28 protein-coding genes and 1 pseudogene are annotated in these 22,685 nt (G+C 68.7%); 17 read left to right on the top strand and 12 right to left on the bottom strand.

Going from position 1 to position 22,685, the window contains the following annotated elements; all coding sequences use genetic code 11:
- Nucleotides 1–144 precede the first annotated feature (144 nt).
- Nucleotides 145–708 (bottom strand): ankyrin repeat domain-containing protein, encoded by a 564-nt coding sequence (locus tag ACQP2P_RS28035; RefSeq protein WP_433605698.1) that lies wholly within the window; start codon nucleotides 706–708, stop codon nucleotides 145–147.
- A gap of 203 nt (nucleotides 709–911) precedes the next feature.
- On the opposite strand from ACQP2P_RS28035, the gene ACQP2P_RS28040 reads away from it, so the two are divergent.
- The 5 genes from ACQP2P_RS28040 to ACQP2P_RS28060 all read left to right on the top strand — a co-directional run bounded on the left by ACQP2P_RS28040 (nucleotide 912) and on the right by ACQP2P_RS28060 (nucleotide 4,392).
- Nucleotides 912–1,043 carry a transposase gene (locus tag ACQP2P_RS28040; RefSeq protein WP_433605700.1) on the top strand — a complete coding sequence of 44 codons (132 nt, stop codon included), beginning with the start codon at nucleotides 912–914 and terminating at the stop codon, nucleotides 1,041–1,043.
- Entirely contained in the window at nucleotides 1,044–1,232 is a 189-nt protein-coding gene (locus ACQP2P_RS28045) for a hypothetical protein (RefSeq protein ID WP_433605702.1), read from the top strand.
- Nucleotides 1,229–2,113, top strand: a complete 885-nt coding sequence (locus tag ACQP2P_RS28050) for an IS3 family transposase (RefSeq protein WP_433605704.1) — start codon at nucleotides 1,229–1,231, stop codon at nucleotides 2,111–2,113. The genes ACQP2P_RS28045 and ACQP2P_RS28050 overlap by 4 nt, the downstream gene beginning before the upstream one ends.
- A 240-nt stretch (nucleotides 2,114–2,353) precedes the next feature.
- Nucleotides 2,354–3,652, top strand: a complete 1,299-nt coding sequence (locus ACQP2P_RS28055) for a tetratricopeptide repeat protein (RefSeq protein ID WP_433605706.1) — start codon at nucleotides 2,354–2,356, stop codon at nucleotides 3,650–3,652.
- A 377-nt stretch (nucleotides 3,653–4,029) separates the two neighbouring features.
- On the top strand, nucleotides 4,030–4,392 hold the full coding sequence (locus tag ACQP2P_RS28060; protein ID WP_433605708.1) for a hypothetical protein: 363 nt from the start codon (nucleotides 4,030–4,032) through the stop codon (nucleotides 4,390–4,392).
- On the opposite strand, the gene ACQP2P_RS28065 is transcribed toward ACQP2P_RS28060, so the two are convergent.
- Nucleotides 4,379–5,692, bottom strand: a complete 1,314-nt coding sequence (locus ACQP2P_RS28065) for a hypothetical protein (protein WP_433605710.1) — start codon at nucleotides 5,690–5,692, stop codon at nucleotides 4,379–4,381. The genes ACQP2P_RS28060 and ACQP2P_RS28065 overlap by 14 nt on opposite strands.
- Nucleotides 5,693–5,941: 249 nt before the next feature.
- Here ACQP2P_RS28065 and ACQP2P_RS28070 point away from each other — a divergent pair, with 249 nt between their 5' ends.
- Nucleotides 5,942–6,175: a LuxR C-terminal-related transcriptional regulator gene (locus ACQP2P_RS28070; protein ID WP_433619296.1), complete on the top strand. Its 234-nt coding sequence runs from the start codon at nucleotides 5,942–5,944 to the stop codon at nucleotides 6,173–6,175.
- Between the two features lie 849 nt (nucleotides 6,176–7,024).
- Nucleotides 7,025–7,372 carry a hypothetical protein gene (locus ACQP2P_RS28075; protein ID WP_433605712.1) on the top strand — a complete coding sequence of 116 codons (348 nt, stop codon included), beginning with the start codon at nucleotides 7,025–7,027 and terminating at the stop codon, nucleotides 7,370–7,372.
- 19 nt (nucleotides 7,373–7,391) lie between these two features.
- On the opposite strand, the gene ACQP2P_RS28080 is transcribed toward ACQP2P_RS28075, so the two are convergent.
- Nucleotides 7,392–8,417, bottom strand: a complete 1,026-nt coding sequence (locus ACQP2P_RS28080) for an IS3 family transposase (RefSeq protein WP_433619298.1) — start codon at nucleotides 8,415–8,417, stop codon at nucleotides 7,392–7,394.
- Entirely contained in the window at nucleotides 8,414–8,638 is a 225-nt protein-coding gene (locus ACQP2P_RS28085) for a hypothetical protein (RefSeq protein WP_433619586.1), read from the bottom strand. The genes ACQP2P_RS28080 and ACQP2P_RS28085 overlap by 4 nt, the downstream gene beginning before the upstream one ends.
- Before the next feature lie 333 nt (nucleotides 8,639–8,971).
- Here ACQP2P_RS28085 and ACQP2P_RS28090 point away from each other — a divergent pair, with 333 nt between their 5' ends.
- Genes ACQP2P_RS28090 through ACQP2P_RS28100 form a run of 3 tightly spaced genes read left to right on the top strand, consistent with a single transcriptional unit; the run spans nucleotide 8,972 to nucleotide 9,963 of the window.
- Nucleotides 8,972–9,136, top strand: a complete 165-nt coding sequence (locus ACQP2P_RS28090; protein WP_433619300.1) for a hypothetical protein — start codon at nucleotides 8,972–8,974, stop codon at nucleotides 9,134–9,136.
- Nucleotides 9,136–9,339, top strand: a complete 204-nt coding sequence (locus ACQP2P_RS28095) for a TIGR02391 family protein (RefSeq protein WP_433605714.1) — start codon at nucleotides 9,136–9,138, stop codon at nucleotides 9,337–9,339. The genes ACQP2P_RS28090 and ACQP2P_RS28095 overlap by 1 nt, the downstream gene beginning before the upstream one ends.
- A gap of 3 nt (nucleotides 9,340–9,342) precedes the next feature.
- Nucleotides 9,343–9,963 (top strand): TnsA-like heteromeric transposase endonuclease subunit, encoded by a 621-nt coding sequence (locus ACQP2P_RS28100; protein WP_433605716.1) that lies wholly within the window; start codon nucleotides 9,343–9,345, stop codon nucleotides 9,961–9,963.
- A gap of 32 nt (nucleotides 9,964–9,995) precedes the next feature.
- Here the strand turns inward: ACQP2P_RS28100 and ACQP2P_RS28105 are convergent, their stop codons facing one another.
- On the bottom strand, nucleotides 9,996–10,529 hold the full coding sequence (locus tag ACQP2P_RS28105) for an IS3 family transposase (RefSeq protein ID WP_433605718.1): 534 nt from the start codon (nucleotides 10,527–10,529) through the stop codon (nucleotides 9,996–9,998).
- Nucleotides 10,471–10,872: an IS3 family transposase gene (locus ACQP2P_RS28110; RefSeq protein ID WP_433605719.1), complete on the bottom strand. Its 402-nt coding sequence runs from the start codon at nucleotides 10,870–10,872 to the stop codon at nucleotides 10,471–10,473. The genes ACQP2P_RS28105 and ACQP2P_RS28110 overlap by 59 nt, the downstream gene beginning before the upstream one ends.
- A gap of 264 nt (nucleotides 10,873–11,136) precedes the next feature.
- On the opposite strand from ACQP2P_RS28110, the pseudogene ACQP2P_RS28115 reads away from it, so the two are divergent.
- Nucleotides 11,137–11,454: pseudogene (locus ACQP2P_RS28115) on the top strand (sugar phosphate isomerase/epimerase family protein); the annotation flags it as partial.
- Here ACQP2P_RS28115 and ACQP2P_RS28120 read toward each other — a convergent pair.
- Together ACQP2P_RS28120 and ACQP2P_RS28125 are read right to left on the bottom strand one after the other, a co-directional pair.
- Entirely contained in the window at nucleotides 11,430–11,771 is a 342-nt protein-coding gene (locus ACQP2P_RS28120; RefSeq protein ID WP_433619588.1) for a hypothetical protein, read from the bottom strand. The pseudogene ACQP2P_RS28115 and the gene ACQP2P_RS28120 overlap by 25 nt on opposite strands.
- A gap of 51 nt (nucleotides 11,772–11,822) precedes the next feature.
- Nucleotides 11,823–12,212: a VOC family protein gene (locus tag ACQP2P_RS28125; protein WP_433605721.1), complete on the bottom strand. Its 390-nt coding sequence runs from the start codon at nucleotides 12,210–12,212 to the stop codon at nucleotides 11,823–11,825.
- A gap of 102 nt (nucleotides 12,213–12,314) precedes the next feature.
- Between ACQP2P_RS28125 and ACQP2P_RS28130 the strand changes: the two genes are divergently transcribed.
- Nucleotides 12,315–14,111: a glycoside hydrolase family 15 protein gene (locus ACQP2P_RS28130; protein WP_433605723.1), complete on the top strand. Its 1,797-nt coding sequence runs from the start codon at nucleotides 12,315–12,317 to the stop codon at nucleotides 14,109–14,111.
- 39 nt (nucleotides 14,112–14,150) lie between these two features.
- On the opposite strand, the gene ACQP2P_RS28135 is transcribed toward ACQP2P_RS28130, so the two are convergent.
- On the bottom strand, nucleotides 14,151–14,405 hold the full coding sequence (locus ACQP2P_RS28135; protein WP_433605725.1) for a hypothetical protein: 255 nt from the start codon (nucleotides 14,403–14,405) through the stop codon (nucleotides 14,151–14,153).
- A 534-nt stretch (nucleotides 14,406–14,939) separates the two neighbouring features.
- Here ACQP2P_RS28135 and istA point away from each other — a divergent pair.
- The 3 genes from istA to ACQP2P_RS28150 all read left to right on the top strand — a co-directional run bounded on the left by istA (nucleotide 14,940) and on the right by ACQP2P_RS28150 (nucleotide 17,606).
- Complete coding sequence (istA, locus tag ACQP2P_RS28140) at nucleotides 14,940–16,202, top strand: IS21 family transposase (protein WP_433605727.1); 1,263 nt, start codon at nucleotides 14,940–14,942, stop codon at nucleotides 16,200–16,202.
- A 56-nt stretch (nucleotides 16,203–16,258) separates the two neighbouring features.
- Nucleotides 16,259–17,020, top strand: coding sequence for an IS21-like element helper ATPase IstB (istB, locus tag ACQP2P_RS28145; RefSeq protein WP_433619302.1), 762 nt, complete (start codon nucleotides 16,259–16,261; stop codon nucleotides 17,018–17,020).
- Nucleotides 17,021–17,291: 271 nt separating this feature from the next.
- Complete coding sequence (locus ACQP2P_RS28150; RefSeq protein WP_433605729.1) at nucleotides 17,292–17,606, top strand: histidine phosphatase family protein; 315 nt, start codon at nucleotides 17,292–17,294, stop codon at nucleotides 17,604–17,606.
- A gap of 144 nt (nucleotides 17,607–17,750) precedes the next feature.
- On the opposite strand, the gene ACQP2P_RS28155 is transcribed toward ACQP2P_RS28150, so the two are convergent.
- From ACQP2P_RS28155 to ACQP2P_RS28165, 3 genes are all read right to left on the bottom strand, one after another.
- Nucleotides 17,751–18,218: a GNAT family N-acetyltransferase gene (locus ACQP2P_RS28155; RefSeq protein WP_433605731.1), complete on the bottom strand. Its 468-nt coding sequence runs from the start codon at nucleotides 18,216–18,218 to the stop codon at nucleotides 17,751–17,753.
- On the bottom strand, nucleotides 18,208–18,708 hold the full coding sequence (locus ACQP2P_RS28160) for a HEAT repeat domain-containing protein (RefSeq protein WP_433605733.1): 501 nt from the start codon (nucleotides 18,706–18,708) through the stop codon (nucleotides 18,208–18,210). The genes ACQP2P_RS28155 and ACQP2P_RS28160 overlap by 11 nt, the downstream gene beginning before the upstream one ends.
- Before the next feature lie 503 nt (nucleotides 18,709–19,211).
- Complete coding sequence (locus ACQP2P_RS28165; RefSeq protein ID WP_433605735.1) at nucleotides 19,212–20,579, bottom strand: GAF domain-containing protein; 1,368 nt, start codon at nucleotides 20,577–20,579, stop codon at nucleotides 19,212–19,214.
- A gap of 354 nt (nucleotides 20,580–20,933) precedes the next feature.
- On the opposite strand from ACQP2P_RS28165, the gene ACQP2P_RS28170 reads away from it, so the two are divergent.
- On the top strand, nucleotides 20,934–21,473 hold the full coding sequence (locus ACQP2P_RS28170; protein WP_433605737.1) for a hypothetical protein: 540 nt from the start codon (nucleotides 20,934–20,936) through the stop codon (nucleotides 21,471–21,473).
- 6 nt (nucleotides 21,474–21,479) lie between these two features.
- Nucleotides 21,480–22,685 carry an SRPBCC family protein gene (locus ACQP2P_RS28175; protein ID WP_433605739.1) on the top strand — a complete coding sequence of 402 codons (1,206 nt, stop codon included), beginning with the start codon at nucleotides 21,480–21,482 and terminating at the stop codon, nucleotides 22,683–22,685.

Genomic DNA, 22,685 nt, shown 5'->3' on the forward strand with positions numbered 1-22,685 from the left:
GCCGACCGCCTGAGTGCGCGCCCATGCCGCGACCCGCGCGCTGCAGGCCGCCGTGACGGCCCAGCCGGCGGTTCGGCGCGCGGATCTGCTTGATATGCAGCGTGCGTCGAGCGCCTGGGTTTCACCGATCTGGAATTGATCTGTCTACTGGCCGTGTTGCTCCAGTAGCGCGGCGCCCTCAGCCCACTCGATTCGGTACTTCTTCAACTGGTGTAGACCCCGAGCAGCATCGATCGGCCGGCCTTGCTTGCCGCGCGCTGCGATGCTGGGATCAGCGCCTCGATCCAGCAGGTGCTGCAGGACGCGGAAGCGGGTGGTCTGCTGCTCGGGCGTCCACGGCGTGGTGCCGGTGCCCGCTGCATACCACAGCGCGGTGCGCCCAGCGGTGTCGACCGCGTTGAGCGGACAGCCGGCGTCGAGGAGCCTGTCGATGATCTCCAGTCGAGCATCGGCAGCGCCGACTAGACCATGGGCCACCCGATGCAGCGGCGTGTCCTGGAACACCGTCAGGGCCCCGACGTCCGCGCCGGCGTCCAGCAGCATCGCGACGACCTCGGACGCCGCCATACCGGCGGCGATGTGCAACGGCGTGTACATATGGATGTTGCCTGCGTCTACCACGGCGCCCTCGGCGATCAACCGAGCTACCTTCTGCGCATCGCCCGCCTGGGCAGCGATGTGCAGCGGGTCCTCGCGCAGCTTGTTCATCCCCGCACACTAGCTTGATCGACACTCGCCAGATCCACCGTCGGGCGGTCGACGGGGACTCCCGGCGTCATGGCGCGGGTTCGTACATCTGCCGCTGTTTGACCGTTTTGCAGTGAGTGTCAGCGGATCTGGACAGGACTGAAGTTCCACCCGCGGACCGGACACCCTGAAACCAGGCAGTTGGTCTGGGGAAGGATGTCCTGGTGCCACGTCCATCGAAGTACCCCGAGGAGTTCCGCCGGGATGCGGTCGAGCTGGTCCGCTCCTCGCCCGGCCGGACGATTCGTGAGATCGGCCGAGAGCTCGGCGTGAACCACGAGACCCTGCGCAACTGAGTGAACGTCGCGAAGCAGGCTGAGCAGGCCGGCACGGGCAGCGGGGGCAGTTCCGGGCGCGACGGGCAGGTCAGCGCCGATGAGCGTGAGGAACTGCGCCGGTTGCGGAAGAAGGTCGCTGAGCTGGAGCTGCAGAAAGAGGTTCTCCGCAAGGCGGCCCAGTATTTTGCCAAGGAGATGGGTCGTTGATCCACCGCTACCGGTTCATCTCCGAGCACCACGCCACCTACGGCGTCACGCGGCTGTGCCGCGTTCTGGCGGTCGGTCGCCGGCAAGGCTACTACGAGTGGGTCGCCGCCCAGCCCGCCCGGCAGCAGCGCGCCGAGGCCGAGGACGACCTCGCCACCGAGATCCGCACCATCCACGGCGAGCACCACGGCTCCTACGGCTCGCCGCGTGTGACGGACGAGCTGCGCCGACGCGGCCGCCGGGTCAACCGCAAGCGCGTCGAGCGCATCATGCGGGAACGCCGCATCGTCGGCATCACCCGCCGCCGGCGGCGGTCGCTGACCAAGCAGGACAGCACCGCCGCGCCCGCGCCGGACCTGATCGGCCGCGACTTCACCTCGCCCGCTCCAGGGCACCGCCTCGTCGGCGACATCACCTACCTGCCCACCCACGAAGGCTGGCTCTACCTGGCCACCACCATCGACCTGTTCAACCGCGAGGTCGTCGGCTACGCGATGGCCGAGCACATGCGCTCCGACCTCGTCTGCGACGCGGTCGAGCTGGCCCACCACCGCGGCCTGGTCAAGCCACAGGCCATCTTCCACTCCGACCGCGGTCAGTACACCTCGACCGAGTTCCGCACCACGCTCAAGACGCTGCACATGAGAGGGTCGATGGGCCGCGTCGGATCGTGCTACGACAACGCCGTCGCCGAATCATTCTTCGCAACCCTGAAAGCCGACATCGGCACCCGGGTCTGGGCCACCCGGGCCGACGTCGGCCGAGCCGTGTTCGCATACCTTGCCTACTACAACCGCAACCGTCTACATTCGACACTCAACCACCGAACCCCGTACGAGGCCCGCGTCTGCTACCGTCAGGCCACCGCCCTCGCGGCATGAAACCCCGGTGTCCGATCCCAGGGTGGAACTTCACGCAACGACTGCTGGCCTGGCTTTCGGCCACCCACCGGCGGTGGCTGCTGGTGCTCGACGACCTGACCGACCCGGCTGATCTACAAGGGTTGTGGCCGCCGGTCACCGCGGCGGGCGCCACGATTGTCACCGCCCGGCGCCACGATTGTCACCGCCCGGCGCCGCGGCACGGCATTGCTGGCCGGCCGGGCGTTAATCGATGTCGGCGTGTTCACTCCCGCCGAGGCGGTCAACTACCTGCACAGTCGGCTCGGCGATCAGCCGCACCGCCTCGACGAGGCGGCTGAACTCGCCGCCGACCTGGGTAGGCACCCCCTCGCCTTAGCACAGGCTGCCGCCTACATCGTCGATCAGGACCTGACCTGTGCCGGCTACCGCCGTCGCCTCACCCGGCGCCGCCTGCACATGCTGCGCCCGCAGGTCCTGCCCGACGACCAGCACACCCCGGTCGCCGACACGTGGGCCCTGTCGATCGACCTGGCCGACGGGGCCACCGGCGGTGTCGCGGGAATACTGCTGCGGCTGGCCGGGCTGCTGGACCCCAACGGCATCCCCACCGGTCTGTTCGCCACCGCCGCGGTCACCGGCTACTGCACCACCCGAACCCGGCAACCCGTCGACGGCGACGACACCCACGACGCCCTGCATGCCCTGCACCGCCTCAGCCTCATCGCCGCCCCACCCGCCGTCAGCAGCAGCGCCGGCGGGCTGATCCGGGTCCACGCGCTGCTGCAACGCGTCGTGAGGGAGCACACCCCGGCCGAGGAGGAACACGACCTCGCCGTCGCCGCCGTCGACGCCATCAACGAGGTATGGCCCACCCAGGAACCCGACGCCGGCACCGCCCAACCACTCCGCGCCAACACCACCACCCTGCACCAGCACACCGACCGGCACCTGTGGACCACCACCGGCGGCCACCCCATCCTGTTCCGCACCGGGCACAGCCTCGGCACCACCGGCCCTGTCGCCGCCACCCGCGACTACTTCCACCAGTTGCGCACCACCGCCCTGCACCACCTCGGCCCGGACCACCTCGACACTCTCACCACGCGCGGCAACCTCGCCTTCTGGCGTGGGCGGGCCGGGGATGCGGCGGGTGCCGCGGCCGCGTTCGAGCAGTTGCTCGCCGACCGGGTGCGGGTGCTCGGCCAGGATCACCCCGACACTCTCATCACCCGCCACAGCTTCGCCTTCTGGCGTGGGCGGGCCGGGGATCCGGCTGGTGCCGCGGCCGCGTTCGAGCAGTTGCTCGCCGACCGGGTGCGGGTGCTCGGCCAGGATCACCCCGACACTCTCATCACCCGCCACAGCTTCGCCTTCTGGCGTGGGCGGGCCGGGGATGCAGCGGGTGCCGCGGCCGCGTTCGAGCAGCTGCTCGCCGACTATTTGCGGGTCCTCGGCCCGGATCACCCCGAAACGCTCAAAACCCGCCACAACTACGCCGACTGGCGTGGGGAGGCCGGGGATCCGGTCGGCGCTGACGGCGAAGAAAGTGCCAAGTAAGTCCGGACACTTCACCGCCCAACCGTCCAGACACAGTTGTCCGACGCGACATGAGCGCACCGAACGCCGACAAGTAGAACCGGACGGGACAGCAGTTGTCGCGTCCGCGCGAACCTTGTGGAGTCCGGACCTACATTGTGGATGATCTTGTGGAGTCCGGATTTACTTTGTGGGGCGAACAAGAGCGGGCATCGACGATGGTGCAGAATCCGCGCGCAATAGGAACGTGCGACGGAGCCAGCGCGTCACAACGTTGAGACATCTCAGTGGAGGGGTGCGACGACATGATCCGTCTTGATATGGCAGTGGGGGGCTCCGCGTTGGCGTTGCTATCTGGGCTGGCCGGCTGTGCGTCGGCTCCGGCCGCGAATCCACCCTTGACGACGCAGCAGCCACCGGTGCCGATCCTGTCCGATGAGGAGGCGAAAGGCCTGGTGAGCCTGCCGTGGACGCCGTTCTCACCGGACTCCTCGCCGCAGGTCGCGCCGAGCGGGCGAGGGTTCACGGTGAGCGTGCCGGTGACCGGCTGCGTGCCCCATGTGCGGGGTGTTACCGCTGCCGTGACCGCGACCACCGTCGTTGTCGCGGTGATGGGAGACCCTACGCCGCCGGCGACGAGTTGCGCGCCGTCGGCGGCGAAGGCCGCGGTGATCTACGTCCGGCTTCCTGATGCAGCAGCTGGGCACGTGATCGAGCACGCGGCGGCTGATGCATCAAGTACCGCAGCTACAGGACGGTGATGCCGAAGGTAGAGACCACGTTCGGCATCTGCGTGAAGTTGCAGATGGTGAAGCTTGAGTTGACCGAACTGATGACGCCGAGAGCGAACGCTGGATAGCGGTTGTTGCCGTAGTTGAGGACCGGGCCGCCGCTGTCGCCTGGATGGCAGATGGTGTTGGTGTTGGAACCTGCGGAGGCCTGTCCGCAGACGTGGACCGTGGTGCCGTTCTCGTTGACGTTGACGCAGCCATTGACGGTCAGAATGGTTGAGGAGCAGTCCTCGCTGCCGTTGTTGCTGACCGACCCGTCGAAGCAGGCGTACTGCCCGACGGTGGGCGTGGCCTTGCCAGCGTCGAGGATGCCGCTGGTGGGCTGGTTGTACACGTAGCTGTCGTACGTCGAGCCCGACGACATGATCTGAGCGTCGATGAGGTTGTTGCCCCACTGGGTACTCACCGCGTTACCCATCACGCCAGTGACATAGACCGTGCCGTCGGGGTCCAGGTACCCCTGCCGCCACACCGACCCGGTCGGGCCGCAATGCCCTGCGGTGATCATGTAGTAGGTGCTGCTGTTGTTGCTCTTGGCGCGGACGGTGACCGTGCATTGCGTGATCCAGTTCTGGCCGGAGCTGTCGGTCCAGAACCGCACGATCCGGTCGCCGCCCCAGTAGGGGGTGGCGTCCAACAGCCGTCCCGGCGACGGCGCGATCGCTGGGGAGGACCCGGCCGACGTAGTGCTGCGCTTCCCGCTCGGCGTGACCGTTACGACCTTTCCGGTGAACGGCACCGGCTTCGTCGCGGTGCTGAACCGGGACTGCTGCTCGAGCACCACCCGGTCGCCGAACGCGGCCGACGCGGCCTTGCGCGCTTGGTCGGTCACCTCGGTCAAACCCACGTGCACGGTGTTCGTGCGGTAGTCCGGGTACCAGTTCGACAGCGTATCGCCGACCGTCGAAGCCCAGGGTTCACTGGACTCAACCGCGTGCATCGTGGCCGACAGCTCACGGGCGCTGTGCGCCACTTCCACAAACTTCACGCGCAGCCCGTCCGTGGCCTGGCCGGCCGCCAGGCCGCGGAGCGAGCGGGAAGCTGCCGCCTGCTGGCCTCGGGTCACGTACACGGTGAGCACCTTCTGACCCTCATCGAGGGTCATGCCGGCGTACTGGTCGACCTGACCGTCCGTCGCGCGGTGGACGTCGCCCAGCCGCTGCTCGGATATCACCAGGTCCCCGCCCGGCGAAGCGACGCCCGCCGCGCCCGCCGCAGCGATGATCGCGGCGCACACCGACCCGACCACGAGCACTTGTCTGATCAACATTATGGCCTCTCTGCAGGAACGTTGCTGACCAGTCGATTTGATATACATGGATGGGTTGGTGTTACCCGCAATCGTCTGCGAAAGGACCGACGATCAGGGGTACTGCGTTCCCAAAGGGTGTGCGCTCCACGAGGGGCCACCCATATAGCAATACGTCGACACGGCGGGGGTGCATGCGTGGCGAACGAATGGCAGTGTTGCTGTGACCAAGAACATCTCAGCATCCGGGAAGTGGATGTCCTGTGTTGCGTGGCCGCTGGTTTGTCCAACCAGCGCATCGGTACTGTGCTGTACCTCAGCTCGCACACCGTGGCGTCGTACCTTGAGACGGCGATGCGGCGGATGCAGGTGGCCAACCGCGCCGCGGTGGTCGCGAAATGCTATGTCCTTGGTGTTCTTGATGCGACTTGCTGGCCGCCAGAGCCGACCGGGAAACGATGCATTTCGGCGGCGCCTGCAAATAGTATTCAAACGCCCAACTAAATGCCGTAGCGCGGCCCGACTCGGGGCATTGAGGTGCTGCCCGCCCATGGACCCGTAGGACTGGGCGCCGCCCAGGGCGAACACGCCGCCGTCGCCGGCGACGAGCAGCACCCCCACCCCCTGCGCGCCGGTGCGGACCGCGTCGACGACCGGGGCGTTGAGCCGCATGCTGGGCGGCGGGTTGTTCGCCGGCGACTGCGCGTCGCCGTAGGCGAACACGCCACCGTCGGCGCCGATCTCCCAGTAGCCGGCCGGACCCGGTCGGCACGACCGCCACCATCGGCTTGTTCAGCGGCTTGGCCGCCATCGGGCCCTTGAACTGGCTGTCGCCGTAGTTGAAGATCCCGCCGTCGCTGCCCACCAGGGTGTTACCCGTTGCCCGACAGGGTGACTGGCGGACATTTAGCTGGCGTGACCTCGGACAAATACCTGGCGCTCAACGACCCGGTCGGTTTGCCCGTGGCACGGCGGTTGTCGTGTCGCATCCACTCAAACCTTGCGAGTGTCCGGGTTTCCTTGCGAGTGATCTTGCGAGCCGTCCGCTCAACTTTGCGAGCAACGCCGTGACCCAGCTACGACGCGAATGTCCAGGCGGACGGCGCCAGTGATCAAGCCGGGAAACCACAAACTAGGTCCGGACACTTCGGCTCGTCGACGTCCGGACCTACTTTGTGAGCCGCTGGTCAGCGCCTTGATCATCCGCAACCTGCAGACGGACGCGACAGCAGTTGTCCTTTCCGCTTCGAAGTGGCGAAGTTCGTACTTACGTGGCGAAGATCTTGGCGAGTTTCAGATTTACCTGGCGAGTCATGCCGGGCTGCTTGGCCTTCGCGCGGCGAGAATCTTTGCGTGGACACTGACTGGGCGATCAAGGAGATTGATCGTTTTCTGGAGCTGACGGAGTTGTACCGGCGGCCGGACCCGCCTGGCATCGTCAGCTTCTCCGCTTCCATGAGCAACCGAGGGAGCCAGGAGGACGTCCGGGCCAGCGCCCAGGCGGTCGAGCAGATTGTCGACCGGGTAATCCCGGACTGGCGTACGTTGGTGCCGAAGGATCGGAACAAGTCGGTCAACCGGTGGTGCCAGCACATGGAGGCGGCTACCCACGCGAAGGCGCAGCTACAGCGGCAAGAGGAGCTGGCGGAGAAGCTGGGCGACAACGCACCGCGACTGTCCGGAACCTGTCAAGTCAAGTGAGACAGTTTCTTGATTTTGTTTAGCTTTGTGCTGGTGGAGGGGCGGTTCCGGCTGGGGTGACGGCCTGGTGCGGGTCGTTGGTGTCGGGTTTGTTGATCCATGCCCGGTACGGGAGCCGGGGTGGCTGCGGACGGCGGCGGCCGAACCGTTCGGGGTGGGCGGTCCAGGCAGCGTCGAGGGTGCGTTGCCGCTGTTGGCGGGTCTGCCCGGCGGTGCCGTGGTGGACCGAGGCCGGGGTGTGCAGGCCGATCCCGGAGTGGCGGTGTTCGTGGTTGTAGTAGGTGTAGAACGCTTCGCAGTGCTGCCGGGCGTGCTGGATCGATCCGAACCGTTCCGGGAACGTCGGGTCGTACTTCAACGTTTTGAAGCTGGCCTCGATGTACGGGTTGTCGTTGGACGTCTTCGGCCGGCTGTGACTGCGGCCGATCTTCAGATCGGTCAGCAACTGGGTGACGGTTTTGCTGATCATCGCGGCGCCGCGGTCGGCGTGGACGGTCAGCTGGTCGGGGTCGACGCGTTCCCGGGCGGCGGCGTCGGCGATGAGCGCTTCGGCGAGCTGGCCGTCCTCGTAGGCGGCGACCAGATGCCCGACGACGTACCGGGACCAGATGTCGATCACCGTGTAGAGGTTGAACCAGACGCCCTTGACCGGACCGCGCAGTTTCGTGATGTCCCAGGACCAGACCTGGTTCGGTGCGTCAGCGACGAGTTCGGGTTTGGTCTGGGCCGGATGCGTGGCCTGAGCCCGGCGTTCGCCGGTCTGGCCGGCGGCGCGCAGGATCCGGTACATCGTGGACTCCGAACACCACCAGCGGCCCTCGTCGAGCTCCCGGGCCCACACCTGCGCCGGCGCCATGTCGACATACTCGGGCCGGTTCAACAGCTCCAGGACCTGCTGGCGTTCCACATCGGACAGTGCCGAAGGTGGTGGCCTGCGCGGAGTCCGTGGTTTCGGTGGTGCCGGTGGGTTGCGGTGCCGGTAGAGGGTGGCGCGGGACAGGCCGGTCAGCCGGCACGCCGCGGCGACACCCCACAGGTCGGTCAGCGCCTGCTGCGCCTCGGCGAGGACGGGTTCGGCGACGGCGCGGCATCCGCGCTCTCGGAGAGCAATTCCAAGAGCGCGTGCGCTTTTCCCATGATCTGCAACGCGGTCTCGGTCTTGGCGAGCTTGGCCTGCAGCCGGGCGTTCTCCCGCTGCAGCCGGGCAAGTTCGGCGTTCTCGGCCTTCTTGCCTGCCCGAGCGGCCGCTTGACGGCGGTCCGTCAAGCCGGCCGCCGCTCCGGCGTCTCGGGCCTTGCGCCAGTCGAGAATGTGTGACCCGTACAGCCGTTCCCGGCGCAGAATACCCCACGCGCCGCCGCATCCGGCGCCGCGTCGTACTCGGCCAGGATCCGAGCCTTGAACGCTGCGGTGAATGTCCGCCGCTGGGGCCGGGCGTCCGGATCCGGGCTCGAACTGGGTCTCAACGTCATGCTGATGATCTCTCCTCACAACCGTCCAGGAAGAGTATCCCCTGGTAGGCGGGCTGTCTCACATCAGCGTGACAGGGAGGGGTCAGCCGGTCACCTTCACCCCCGGGTGTGGGAGTCGGCCAGGACGATGTGGTCGAGCGGCCACTACCGGGAGGCGGTCTCCGCGCCGGCACGAGCGGTGAACGCCTTTACTCAGACCAAAGTGGACCGGCGCGATGTCAGTGAGACCAACCTTTCAAGGAGGTTTTCACCCTGGATGCGCCCCAGACGGGCAAGCCGCGGCTGCGGCTGATGGCTGACGACGGGTCGGAGACGTACAAGAACCTGCACCGCGGCGCGATGTGCTACGCCGAGGGCATTTACGCGGCGATCCGCAACCCCGCCAACCACAGCGTGCTCGGCGAGTTGCCCGCCGATGAGGCGCTGGAGCAGTTGGCAGCGTTCTCGGTCCTGGCCCGATGGGTCGACCAGGCCACCATCGACAAGGCCCCATAGCGCATGGTCGACGTGACGAAGTCGACGCGCGGACCGGCCGCCGGGTTTGAGGTCCGCTTCGTGGTGGAGGACGGCACGCAGTGCCAGCTGCCGTGGACGGACGCCTGGGCGGTGCGGTTCGAGTCGGCGGCACCGGCGCGTCGGTTTACCTCGTACCGAGGACAGCGGCACTTTCCGGGCCGCTGGTGGACCGCGACGATGGGCCGCCACGTCGGGTTCGAGTCGTGGCTGGAACGTGATCATCTGATGCTGCTCGACTTCGACCCGAGCGTGGTCGGCGTTTCCTCACAACCGTATTGGCTGACCTGGACCGACGAGGAGGGTGGGGCCCGCGCGCACGTGCCGGACTTTTTCGCACGGCGCGATGACGGCTCCGCGCTGGTGGTGGACTGTCGGCCGGTCCAGCGCCGTAAGGCTGCGGATCTGGCCGTGTTCGGAGTAATCAGGCAGGTATGCCAGTTGCTGGGATGGGAATACCGGTTGGTCGGTGCACCGGATGTGATCACGACGGCGAACGTGCGCTGGCTGGCCGGTTACCGGCACCCGCGCCATAGCCGTCCGGGATTGTCGGATGCGCTACGGGCGGTGTTCGCCAAGCCGACACCGCTGATGGTCGGGGCATAGTGAAGTTCCACCCCAGGATCGGACACCGGGTTTTATGCCGCGAGGGCGGTGGTTGGACGGTAGCAGACGCGTGCTTCGTATGGGGTCTGCCGGTTGAGTGTCGAGTGTAGACGGTTGCGGTTGTAGTAGGTGAGGTAGGCGAACACGGTGCGGCGGGCCTCGGCGCGGGTGGTGAAGATCCGGGTGCCGATCTCGGCTTTGAGGCTGGCGAAGAACGACTCGGCGACGGCGTTGTCGTAGCAGGAGCCGGTCCGGCCCATCGACGGCCGCATCCGCAGAGCGGTCAGTGTGGCGCGGAACCGGGCGGACGTGTACTGCGATCCGCGGTCGGCGTGGAAGATCGCGCCGGGGCGGGTCAGGCCGCGGCGGTGGGCCAGCTCGACGGCGTCGCAGACAAGGTCGGCGCGCATGTGTTCGGCCATGGCGTGGCCGATGACCTCCCGGTTGAACAGGTCGATCGTGGTGGCCAGGTAGAGCCAGCCCTCGCCGGTGGGCAGGTAGGTGATGTCACCGACCAGGCGCCGGCCCGGCGCGTCGGCGGTGAAGTCCCGGCCGATCAGCCGCACGGTCGGGACTGGTCAGTGATCGTCGTCGCCGGCGGGTGATCCCGGTGATGCGGCGTTGCCGCATGAGCCGCTCGACGCGTTTGCGGTTGACCAGGCGACCGCGGCGGCGCAGTTCGTCGGTCACCCGCGGCGAGCCGTAGCGGCCACGACGCTCGGCGTGGATGGCCCTGATCTCGGCGGTCAGCTCGTCGTCGTCGTCGGCGGCGGTGCGCTGCTCGCGGGCGGGCTGGGCGGCGAGCCACTCGTAGAAGCCCTGCCGCCGCGGTACCGCCAGGACACGGCACAGCCGCGTGACGCCGTAGATGGCGCGGTGTTCGGAGATGAACCGGTAGCGGTGGATCATCGACCCATCTCCCTGGCAAAATACCAGCGCACGCGAGTGAGCGAAATCCTGCTCAGATCCACACCACTGAGGTCGCCCTTCGTGAAGTCATTCCGGGCGAGGCCGAGGTCGCGGTCGAGGGCGAGGCCGCGATCGAGGGCGAGGTCAAGGTCGCGGCGGGCGAGGTCGCGGGCGCGCGGTGGTGGGCGCGGGCGACGTCGCGGGCGAGGGCGCGGTCGAGGGCAAGGGCGAGGTCGCGCCGCCCGGGCCGCGGCGCTGGACCTCATGCACGAGGCCGCCGGCGTGGTCCGCGAGCTCGGCGCCGACTACGTCAAGCTCTGGCCCGGCCAGGACGGCTGGGACTACCCGTTCCAGGTCGATCACCGCACCCTGTGGAAGCTCGCCGTCGATGGCATGCGCGAGCTGGCCGGCGCCCACCCCGACCTCAAGTTCGCCATCGAGTACAAGCCGCGCGAGCCGCGCGTGAAGATGACGTTCGACTCCGCCGCGCGCACCCTGCCCGGCATCCAGCAGATCGGCCTCGACAACGTCGGCATCCTGCTGGACGGCCACAGCCTCTACGGCGGCGAGTCGCCCGCCGACGCCGCACAGCTCATCATCGACCACGGTCGCCGCTTCGGCATGGACGTCAACGACAACCTGCGCGGGACGACGACCTGGTCGTCGGCACCGTCCACCTCACCGAGATCTTCGAGTTCCTCCACCCCCTGCGCAAGAACAACTGGAACGGGGTCTGGCAGCTCGACCAATTCCCCTTCCGAGAGGACAGCGTCGACGCGGCGAAGACCGCCATCGGCACGCTCAAGCGCATCCACCGGGCGCTCGAACGGCTCGACACCGCCGCCCAGCGCCTCGTCCAGGACGCTCTCTTCGGCCCCGCCGACTGAACCGCAGGCCAACGCCCGGTGCCGCTCCTGCGCCGGAGGAGCGGCACCGGCGTCGTTGCCGGCTCAGCCGGGACCGCTGCCGTACGGGCGGGTGAGGATCTCCAGGTTGTGCCCGTTGGGGTCGTCGAAGTACACGCCACGACCGCCGTCGCGGTGGTTGATCTCCTGCGGCTGGCCGTGCTGCGGATCGGCGTAGTAGGCCACCCCGGCCTGCTTGATGCGGCCGAAGATGGCGTCGAACTCGCTCTCGGAAACCAGGAACGCGTAGTGCTGCGAGGCGATGGGCCGCCCGCCGACGTCGGCGAAGTCGAGGGTGACGCCGTTGCTCACCTCGACCGGGACGAACGGGCCGAAGCGCGGGCGCACCGGCACGCCGAGCATCGCCGCCAGGAACCGGGCCGACGTCTCCTTGTCGTGGGCCGCGACGATCGTGTGATTGAGCTGTACGGGCATCCCCACCCGCTACCCCCGTCGCCGCCGGCCAAGCCGGCAAGGGCTGTCGGGCTTCGCGTGCGGACCCCGTTAGGTAGGGCCGGAACGGGGAAGCGCCCAGGCATGACCTACCTGCCGATCGCCGAGCACGGCCTGATCGGCGACCTGCGCACGGTGGCGCTGGTCGGCACCGACGGCACCATCGACTGGTACTGCTGCCCCCGCTTCGACGCCCCGAGCGTCTTCGCCTCGATCCTCGACGAGGACCGCGGCGGGTGCTTCGAGCTCGCCGCCGACGCGCCCGCGACGACCAAGCAGTTCTACTTCCCCGACACCAACGTGCTGATCACCCGGTTCTTCACCGAGGAGGGCGTCGGCGAGGTACAGGACTTCATGCCGATCACCGGCGACGCCCGCGACACCGCCCGCCATCGGCTGATCCGCCGCGTCCTGTGCGTGCGCGGCACGATGCCCTTCCGGGCGCGGGTGGCGCCCCGGTTCGACTACGCCAGGCAGCCGCACACCGTGAGGTGGCGCGCCGGGCAGACCCGCTTCGAGTCCGCCGGCCTCGCGCTCGCGCTGACCGCCACGGTGCCGGTCGAGCACGAGGCCCTGGACGCGACGGCGACGTTCAAGCTCCTGGAGGGCGAGTCCGCGGTCTTCGCGCTCGACCGGATCGGCGACGACGTCATGCCCCGCGGGTGCCCGCACGCCGAGGCCGAGACCCAGTTCAACGCCACGGTCGCGTTCTGGCGGCGGTGGCTTTCGGCCTCGCGGTACCGCGGCCGCTGGCGCGAGACCGTCCACCGCTCCGCGCTGACCCTCAAGCTGCTCACCTACGCACCGACCGGCGCGATCGTGGCCGCGCCGACGACAAGCCTGCCCGAGCGGATCGGCGGCGAACGCAACTGGGACTACCGGTACGTGTGGATCCGCGACGCCGCCTTCTGCGCCTATGCGCTGCTCCGGCTGGGCTTCACCGACGAGGCCGAGGCCTTCATGTCGTTCCTCGCCGAGCGCATCGCCCGGCCCGGCACCAGTGCCACCGGGCCGCTGCAGGTCATGTACGGCATCGACGGGCGCACCAACCTGCCCGAGATCGAGCTGAGGCACCTGCACGGCTACCGGGGCTCCGCGCCGGTGCGCATCGGCAACGCCGCCGCCGACCAGCTCCAGCTCGACATCTACGGCGCGCTCCTCGACTCGGTGTACCTCTTCGACAAGTGGGGAAAGCCGATCTCCAGCGACCAGTGGGACGCCGTCTGCGCCATCGTCGAATGGGTCTGCCACCACTGGAACCAGCCGGACGAAGGCATCTGGGAGACCCGCGGCGGGCGGCGGAACTTCCTGTACTCCCGGCTGATGTGCTGGGTGGCGATCGAGCGCGCCATGCGGATGGCCCGCCGCCGCGGCCTGCCCGCAGACCTGCTGGCCTGGGGCCGGTCCCGGGACGAGATCTACCGGCACATCATGCGCCACGGCTGGTCCCCGACGCGGCGGGCGTTCGTGCAGCAGGAGGAGAACGACGTCCTCGACGCCGCGCTGCTGATGATGCCGCTGACCAAGTTCATCGCCCCCACCGACCCGAAGTGGCTCTCCACCCTGGACGCACTCGGCGCGGAGCTGGTTTCCGATTCCCTGGTGTACCGCTACGACCCCACGAGCGGCCAGGACGGCCTCCACGGGGAGGAGGGCACCTTCTCCATCTGCTCGTTCTGGTACGTCGAGGCGCTCACCCGCGCGGGCCGGCTCGACGAGGCGCAGCTGGCCTTCGAGAAGATGCTCACCTACGCCAACCACCTCGGGCTGTACGCCGAGCAGATCGCCCGCACCGGCGAGCAACAGGGCAACTCCCCGCAGGCGTTCACGCACTTCGCGCTGATCAGCGCCGCGTTCAACCTGGACCGGGCCCTCGGCTGACGGGGGGCCCGCGGCTTGGCGCGGCCTCGCGCGGCCTCGTCAGCCGGCCAGCGCCGGCGCCATGGCGCGGGCGCACCGCTCGCGTGCCCACTGGATGCGCTCGAGCGCGGTCTCGGGCCGATCGCCGAACACCTCGGCGGCGCGGGCGTAGCACTCGTCCGGCCCGAGCTGCTCCAGCGTGCGGTCGACCGTGGCCCGGATCGTGGCGTCGTCCAGGTCGCCGGACCTCGGCGTGTCCGAGACGAACAGCGCCATGGCGAGGACCGGGTCAAGCTGGAAAGTCGTGTTCGTCATCGTGGATCACCTGTCCAACGGTGGGGGTGTGCAGGGCGACTGAGTCCACGTTTCTCGTACGGATGGCCGACCACCTTGCCGCACGCGGGACTCTGCGTCTGCGGGTTTCGGCACCAGCGGATACCGGTTGTCCCCAAGGGCGCCCTCAACTCGCCTCACCCTTTTGCCGGCGGTGCACGATCACCCTCCGGCTCACCCCGGTCACCCACCCCCGGGGGGTAATTTCGGACGTGGGCCTACGGGACGAGTTGGAAGCCCGACGATCGAAAGGTCGAACGGCGATCCAACTACCGGAGCCAGGTAACACTGGCGAAGGGAAACCGCCTCGTAGGTCTTTTTCGTGCCCTTCTCCGGCCACGTCACCCGCCCCGCCGGCTCCCGGGCCCGGCCGCTTCGGCCCGGCTGCGAGCTGCCGTCCGTCCCCGGGATTCGCTGATAAAACTGCTGCTATGGACCAGCTGTCGCGGCTTCCTGAAGACTGACCCCCAGCGGGTTTTTGAATCTTGACCCCCTCCTCTTTGATGATCTTGGAGGGTGTTGAGCGTGGAGGACTGGGCAGAGATCCGCCGTCTGCACCGGGCGGAGGGTGTGCCTATCAAGGAGATCGTCCGCAGGTTGGGGGTGGCTCGGAACACGGTTCGTGCGGCGTTGGCCTCGGATCGTCCGCCGCGGTATCAGCGGGCGTCGCGTGGGTCGGTGGTGGATGCGTTCGAGCCGCAGATCCGGGTGCTGTTGCAGGACTGGCCGCGGATGCCGGTCCCGGTGATCGCACAGCGGATCGGGTGGCCGTATTCGTTGTCGCCGTTGAAGAAGCGGCTGGCGCAGATCCGCCCGGAGTACGTAGGTGTCGATCCGGTCGACCGGACGGTGTATGAGCCGGGGCAGATCACCCAGTGCGATCTGTGGTTCCCGCAGCCGCGGATCCCGGTCGCTGCCGGTCAGGACCGGGTGCTGCCGGTGCTGGTGATGACGCTCGGGTTCTCCCGGTTCATGGCCGCGACGATGATCCCGACCCGGCAGGCCGGTGACATCTTGTCCGGGATGTGGCTGCTGATCTGCGAGATCGGCCGGGTGACCAGGACCCTGGTCTGGGACCGGGAGTCCGCGATCGGCGGGACCGGCAGGGTGAGCGCGCCGGCGGCGGCGTTCGCCGGGACCCTCGCCACCCGCATCCAGCTGGCCCCGCCCCGCGACCCGGAACACAAGGGCATGGTGGAACGCGCGAACGGCTATCTGGAGACGTCGTTCCTGCCCGGACGCCGGTTCGTCTCACCGACCGACTTCAACGCCCAGCTCAGTGACTGGCTGGCGGCCACGGCGAACACCCGCACGGTCCGGTCGATCCAGGGCCGGCCCGTGGACCTTCTGGAAACCGACCGGCCGGCGATGCTGCCGCTGCCTCCGGTCGGCCCGCAGATCGGTCTGCAGCAACGAATCCGGCTCGGCCGTGACTACTACGTGCGGGTCGACACCGTCGACTACTCCGTCGACCCACGCGTCATCGGCCGGTTCGTCGAGGTCACCGCCTCACCGGACGTGGTGACCGTGTCCTGCGACGGCACCATCGTGGCCCGGCACGACCGGTCCTGGGCCAAACACGGCGTGATCACCGATCCCGGCCACACGGCAACGGCGAAGCTGATGCGCCACGCCCTCGCCGAGGACCGTCAACGCCGCCAGGCGGCCACCCGCCACCACGCAGACGGGCACCCCGTCACCCTGCGGGCCCTGCACGACTACGACGCCCTGTTCGGCGTCGACTTCAGCCCAACAACCGTGAAAGCGAGCAACGAATGAGCGCCACCAAGACCAGACCCGCCACCACCGGCCCGAGCGGCGGGGTCAAAGACGGGATGCCGTCGATGATCGCCTACCTCACCCGGGTGCTGAAGACCCCGACCATCGGCGCGTTCTGGGAAGAGCTCGCCGGACAGGCCCGCGACGAGAACTGGTCGCATGAAGAGTATCTGGCCGCGCTGCTGCAACGGCAGGTCGCCGACCGCGAGTCCAAAGGCACCGTCATGCGCATCCGCACCGCGCACTTCCCGACCGTGAAGACCCTCGAGGACTTCAACCTCGACCACCTGCCCTCACTACGCCGTGACGTCCTCGCGCACCTGGCCACCAGCACCTACGTCGCCAAGGCCGAGAACGTGATCCTGCTCGGCCCGCCCGGCCTCGGCAAGACCCACCTCGCCATCGCCCTCGGCGTCAAAGCCACCCAGGCCGGGCACTCCGTGCTGTTCGACACCGCCAGCAACTGGATCACCCGCCTCGCCGAAGCCCACCACGCCGGACGCCTCGAGGCCGAACTCAAGAAGATCCGCCGCTACAAGCTGATCATTATCGACGAAGTCGGCTACATCCCGTTCGACCAGGACGCCGCGAACCTGTTCTTCCAACTCATCGCATCCCGCTACGAACAAGGCTCCGTCATGGTCACCGCAAACCTGCCGTTCGGACGCTGGGGCGAGACCTTCTCCGACGACGTCGTCGCCGCAGCCATGATCGACCGACTCGTCCACCACGCCGAAGTCCTCACCCTCACCGGCGACTCCTACCGCACCCGCCAACGCCGCGAACTCCTCAACAAAGACCGCACCAACCACAACTGACCAACCACCGGAGGGGTCAAAATTCCCGAACCCAAAAGGGGTCAATTTTCAAAAATCGGCGACACCAGCGCGATCAGCAGGCTGCGGTCGAGTTCCTCGGTCTTCTCGCCAGAGCAACCCGGTCGATAGCGGACCCGTGGTTCCTCCTGCCGCATCAGGATGTCGATCCGGCCGCCCAGCCCTCAGCGGTGTACCGGGAGCGCGTGTACTGCTACGAGCTTTACCACCAGATTCGGAACGCGTTCGTCAAGCGAACCGGAACGCGGTCATCATGGAGGTCAAGACGCTCGACCGGTTGGCCGACTTCGTGGCGGACCGAACGCCGGTGCCCTCCGCCGGGCAACGCGGTTCGACAGCGGCCTGCAGGGCAATGCCGTCCTCGTCGGGCGTCACCGGCAAGGAGGACCGGCACGAACTGCTGATCACGCACAACTTCGTCATCGGCTGGTTCGTTCGACACGTGCTTGACGCCCCGGTGTGGCGTTGGATCGGCCTCAACCAAGCCAACTGCGCAATCACCATCGTGCAGTGGGACTCCGATCGACCGCCGACTCTGGTCAGCTTCAACGACACCGGGCATCTGTAGCTATGACGGCAACCACTATTCGGCAGTTGCGGGCGTCATCGGCTCCGCTGGGGAGGTCACAGGTCGTGGGGAGCGGCGACCTGCTGCGCCCACGAACAGCGGCATGAGCGCGCACCTGCCGTCCGGCTTCGGTGGCCGTTTCCGTCAGGGCAGATCGCGGCGCAGGACGTAGTTGAAGCCGAACTCTGTCTCGGTGGAGCGGACGTCGATGTAGCCGAGCCGGCGGTAGAAGTCATGCGCAGTGATGCTCGCGCCGGTTTCCATGTAGTCGTAGCCGTCGATCACGGCCAGCGCCTCGATGTGGCGCATGAGGAGCCGTCCTATACCGCGACCGGCGGCCCGAGGGTGCACGAACATGGTGTAGACCTTGTTGCCGTCGCGAGAGACCGTGCCGGCGATCCCGTTCGCTTCGGCGACGAACATCTGCCGTTGCGTGGCGAGTTCCTTGATGCGTTGTTCGGTGAAGTGGTCACACATTCGCTCGATGATCTCGCTCGGATAGTCGCGACTGTTGACCTCACGCAGGCAGCGTTCGATGAGGCCCGCCACGGCGAGGGCATCGGCGATGTCGAACCGTCTTATCGTCACCATTGAGCCATTTTCATCCAGCATAGTGGCTGGTCTCGACGCGGTCGTTCACGGCGGGCAGCACCAGCTCGCAGGCGCGCCGGTCACCCTTGAGGCTGTTCAGCGCGACGAGCGCATCTCGACGGATCTTCGGGTCCGGGGCGGCCAGCGCCTGCCGCAGCAGTTCCACATCGCTGGGCTGGATGACATAGCCGAGGGCCCACAGCCCGGCACTTCGCAGGTCGCGATGCCCGCTAGCGATGAACGACCGCATGGTGGGACGGCAGGCCGCTGGGTCCGTCTCCATGATGTCGGCCGGCCATGCGCAGAAATTGTCGCGGTCGTCGCTCCGCCAGGGACGGGCGAAGGCGCGCAGCAGCAGCGGGAACGCGGCAACCCCGCGAAGGCCGGCCAGGATGTACACCATCAAATCCCGGCCGTACCACTCGTGCTTGGCCAGCTTGTGAGCTGCCGGCCACGGGTCACCGTCCAGCGTCTCGACGTGACGAAACACTTCAGCCAGCGTCATCTGCACCCCCGAACTCCCCGACAGAGGATTGTTGCTACGCACGTCGTACTCGTGCTGATCCTGCCATCTGCATGACCAGGCTCCGTGCCAGCGGCCGCGTGCAGGGCCAGCGTCATGATCCCGTGCGCTGTCATCGGCGCCATGAGTGCGCACCGTCCGTGGACTGCCACCCGGGCAAACGGCTGACACGGCCGAATTGCTCATGCAAGGTGGGCCCGACGTAGCCGCGACCCCGGCGACCGGCGGCGTTTCGTCAGCACGGCACCCACACGCCGGACCGCCTACCGCCACCGCCACCGGCTCGCTCGGCGAAGGGCGGTCCGTTAGCCCGGGCCTGCTGGTGCCAGGGTCGTCACATCGCCCGGTGGTGTGAGGTTCGGCGGCGCCGGACGGGTAGTCACCGGATCGCCGCGCCGAAGTCCGATCGGCGCGGCAACGGGAAAATTCCGATGATGTCCGACACGACGGCGGGCGGGGCCGCGGGCGCCCCGCCCGCGGCGGCGAAGACGTCACACGCCGAGGTCGCGCAGCAGACGAAGGGCGTCGCGCCGGACGAGGAGCAGGCCGGTGAGCCGGTCGGCCGAGGCCACGGGACGCGCGAGGGCGGCCTGGCCCGCCGTGCGCAGCAGCAGGTTGATCGCGAACGGCTCGACGATGTCGGCGTCGACCGCGCGCTGCAGCACCGCCCGGCGGCACGCCGCGTCGGGGGCCGCGTGCGCGAGCGCGGCGAGGTCGAGCCCGGCGAGGTACATCCCGCCGTCGGCGAAGCCGGTCAGCGCGAGCCGGCGTGACGGGAGCCGGATGACGTTGCGCAGGGTGAGATCGCCGTGCGCGAAGGTCCGGTCCCGCTCGCAGCGGTGCAGCAGCGTGGTGAGCCGCCCGGCCTCGTCGGGCGTGAGGCGGCCCGCGCGTTCGTGCCGGTCGATCCAGGCGGTGTAGTCGACGGTCCACCGCCGGGCGTCCTCGGCCGGGGGCTGCCAGGTCGACAGCAGCGCCGCGGCTCGCACGACCGCCGCCCAGTCGGCGCCGCCGAGCCGCGGGCGGCGGTCGGGGCGCTGGTGCAGCGGTTCGCCCACGGCCCGGCTGACGACGAGGACGCGATCGTCGTGCCAGCGATGCTCCTCGACCGGCACCCGGGGCGGGTCGCGGCGCATCGCCACGGCGATCTCGGCGCGGCGACGGAACCGGCGCAGGGCACCGGGGCTGTCCGCGGTCCGGACGATCGCGGTGACGGGCTCGCCGTTCCAGCGGCCGGCCAGGGCCAGCTCACCGGTCCCGCCGGCCGCCGGTGGCCTTCGGTCCAGGGTCAGGGCCGGCGGGAAGGCCGGCTCCCACAGCACGCCACCGTTGTCGGGGGCGACCGGCCGGGCCTCGCCCGGCGCCCCGAGCCGGATCGCGCACCGGGCCGCGAGCCGGTGCAGGGTGCTCAGCTCCGCCTCGGTCCACGTGCGGGGCTTGACGTCGATGGCGCACAGCGTGCCCACGACCTGGTTGCCGGGGCCGAGCAGCGGGGCGCCCGCGTAGGCGACGACGCCGAGGTCACGGATCGCGTGGCTGGTGTGCAGGACCGGGTCGCGGCGCACGTCGGCGGTCGCGAGGAGGCGACCGGAGCCGACGACGTACTGGCAGATGGAGTGGGTCAGCGGCGTCTCCCGCCGCCGCTGCCACGGCTCGGGCAGTCCGACCGATCCGGGCATGATCTGCCGGCTGCGCTCCACCAGGACGAGCAGGACGACCGGCACCTGGAGTATCCGGCTCGCCAGCTCGGCGAGGCGGTCGCACCAGGGCGTCGGTTGCGCATGCAGGCCGGTGGCGACGACGGCATGCAACCGTGCCACGTCCCGCACCACGGCGGCGGCGTTGATCACGTCGATCACGGCACCCTCCCGGCCGGTCCGATCGGCCGCGCCGGCAGACAGCGACAACTGACTATCCATTCGACGGCGAGGCGATACCCGGATCGCATCGACCGATCGGCTCGATGGTGCAGCCGGACGGACACCGACGGGCGCCGATCAGCCGATCTGCGGCCCGCGAGCCGGCCGGTCGCGACACGGACGGCGGCCGGGCGGCGGCCGGGCCGGCGAACCGTTCACGGTTTCACCCCGGGGGCTGGGGGTAGCTGGCCGCTCTTGTAAGGCTCACACGTCAGTTCATCTTCACGCCGGCCGTCCACCGCGACGGCGTCGTACAGGCCAGGTGCCGGTCGGCCACACGCCGAGGGAGAGGCCATGAACTGCAAGACACAGGTTGCCCTGGCGGCCGGAGCCGGCTATCTGCTCGGGCGCCAGCACAAGCTTCGCTGGGGCCTGCTACTGGCGGCGGCCGCCATGTCCGGCCGGCTCACCCGGCCCGGCGCCCTGCTGGACCAGGGCCTTCGCGCCCTGAAGGCGACGCCGGAGGTCGGCAAGCTCGGCGAGATGGGCGCACCGCTGGTCTCGGCCGCGAAGGACGCCGCGAGAACCGCGGTCACCGGCCGGATCGGTTCGCTCAGCGACCGGCTGCGCGAACGAGCCGGCAAGGTTGCCGAGGAGCCGGAGCCCGAGGAGGAGGAAGAGGAGGAGCCCGAGGAGGCCCCGGCCCGCCGGCCCCGCGCCGCCGGGGGCGCCCGCCGCCCGCGGCCGAAGGCCCAGGAGCCGGATGAGGAGGACTACGCCGACGAGGACGAGAACGGGGACGAGGACGAAGAAGAGGACGAGGACGAGGAACTGGTGACGGCCAGCCGGCGACAGGGTCGCCGTCCGCCGGTGCGCCGACGCGGAGAGGGTTAACGGACCATGGCTGGACAAGCGAGTGGGCGAGCCACGAGCGGCTTCGGCGAGAAGCTCGGCCAACTGCTGGCGGAGCAACTGCAACGACTGGCGGCGGCCGCCGGGCGCCGCGCGATCGATGCGGTCGGCAAGCGGGTCGGCTCGGTGACGGAGCGCCTGACCGAGTTCGCCGACCAATCGGGCGATCCCAAGATCAAGGCCGCCGCGGCCGGCGCCCAGAAGCTCGCCGAGGGCAAGTCACCGGCCCGGGCGGCGGCATCCGGCGGGTTCGCCGGCATCAAGGAGAAGATCAAGGGACTGTTCGGCCGGGGCAACAAGCCCAAGAAGCTGAAGCTCACCAACATCGAGGAGACACAGGACGTCGGCGTGCCGGTGCGGGTCGCCTACAACCAGTGGACGCAGTTCTCCCAGTTCCCGAGCTTCATGAAGAAGGTCGAGAGCGTCGAACAGCAGTCGGACGAGAAGAACAGCTGGAAGGCCCAGATCTTCTTGTCGCACCGCACCTGGGAGGCCACGATCATCCAGCAGATCCCGGACTACAACATCCTCTGGCGTTCGAAGGGGGCCAAGGGCCACGTCGACGGCTCGGTCACCTTCCACGAGCTTGCGCCGAACCTGACGCGGATCATGCTGGCGATGGAGTACCACCCGCAGGGTCTGTTCGAGCACACCGGGAACCTGTGGCGAGCCCAGGGCCGCCGGGCGCGGTTGGAGTTCAAGCACTACCGGCGGCACGTCATGACGCAGACGATCATGAACCAGGAGGACGTCGAGGGCTGGCGCGGCGAGATCCGCGACGGCCAGGTCGTGAAGGACCACGAGACCGCCCTGCGCGAAGAGGAGGAAGCCGAGAAGGCCAAGGAGCAGAAGCCCGAGGAGGCCGAGGAAGGCGAAGAGGGCGAAGAGGCCGAGGAAGGCGAAGAGGGCGAAGAGGCCGAAGAGGGCGAGGAAGGCGAAGAGGCCGAGGAAGGCGAGGAAGGCGAGGAAGGCGAAGAGGCCGAGGAAGCAGAAGAGGGCGAAGAGGGAGAGGAGCCCGGAGCAGAGCGGGACGAAGAAGAGCAGGAGAAGCCGCCCGTACGGCCGCCGCGACGGACGGAACGCCCCCAGCGCCCCCAGCGCCCCGAGCGCCCCGAGCGGGCTGAGCGGGCGAGGCGGGCGGAGCGGCCCGCGCGGGCCCGGCGGGAGCCGGGCAACGGCGATCGGAGGAGTTGA

It is taken from the genome of Dactylosporangium sp. CA-139114 (genome assembly GCF_050955725.1).
GTDB lineage: Bacteria > Actinomycetota > Actinomycetes > Mycobacteriales > Micromonosporaceae > Dactylosporangium.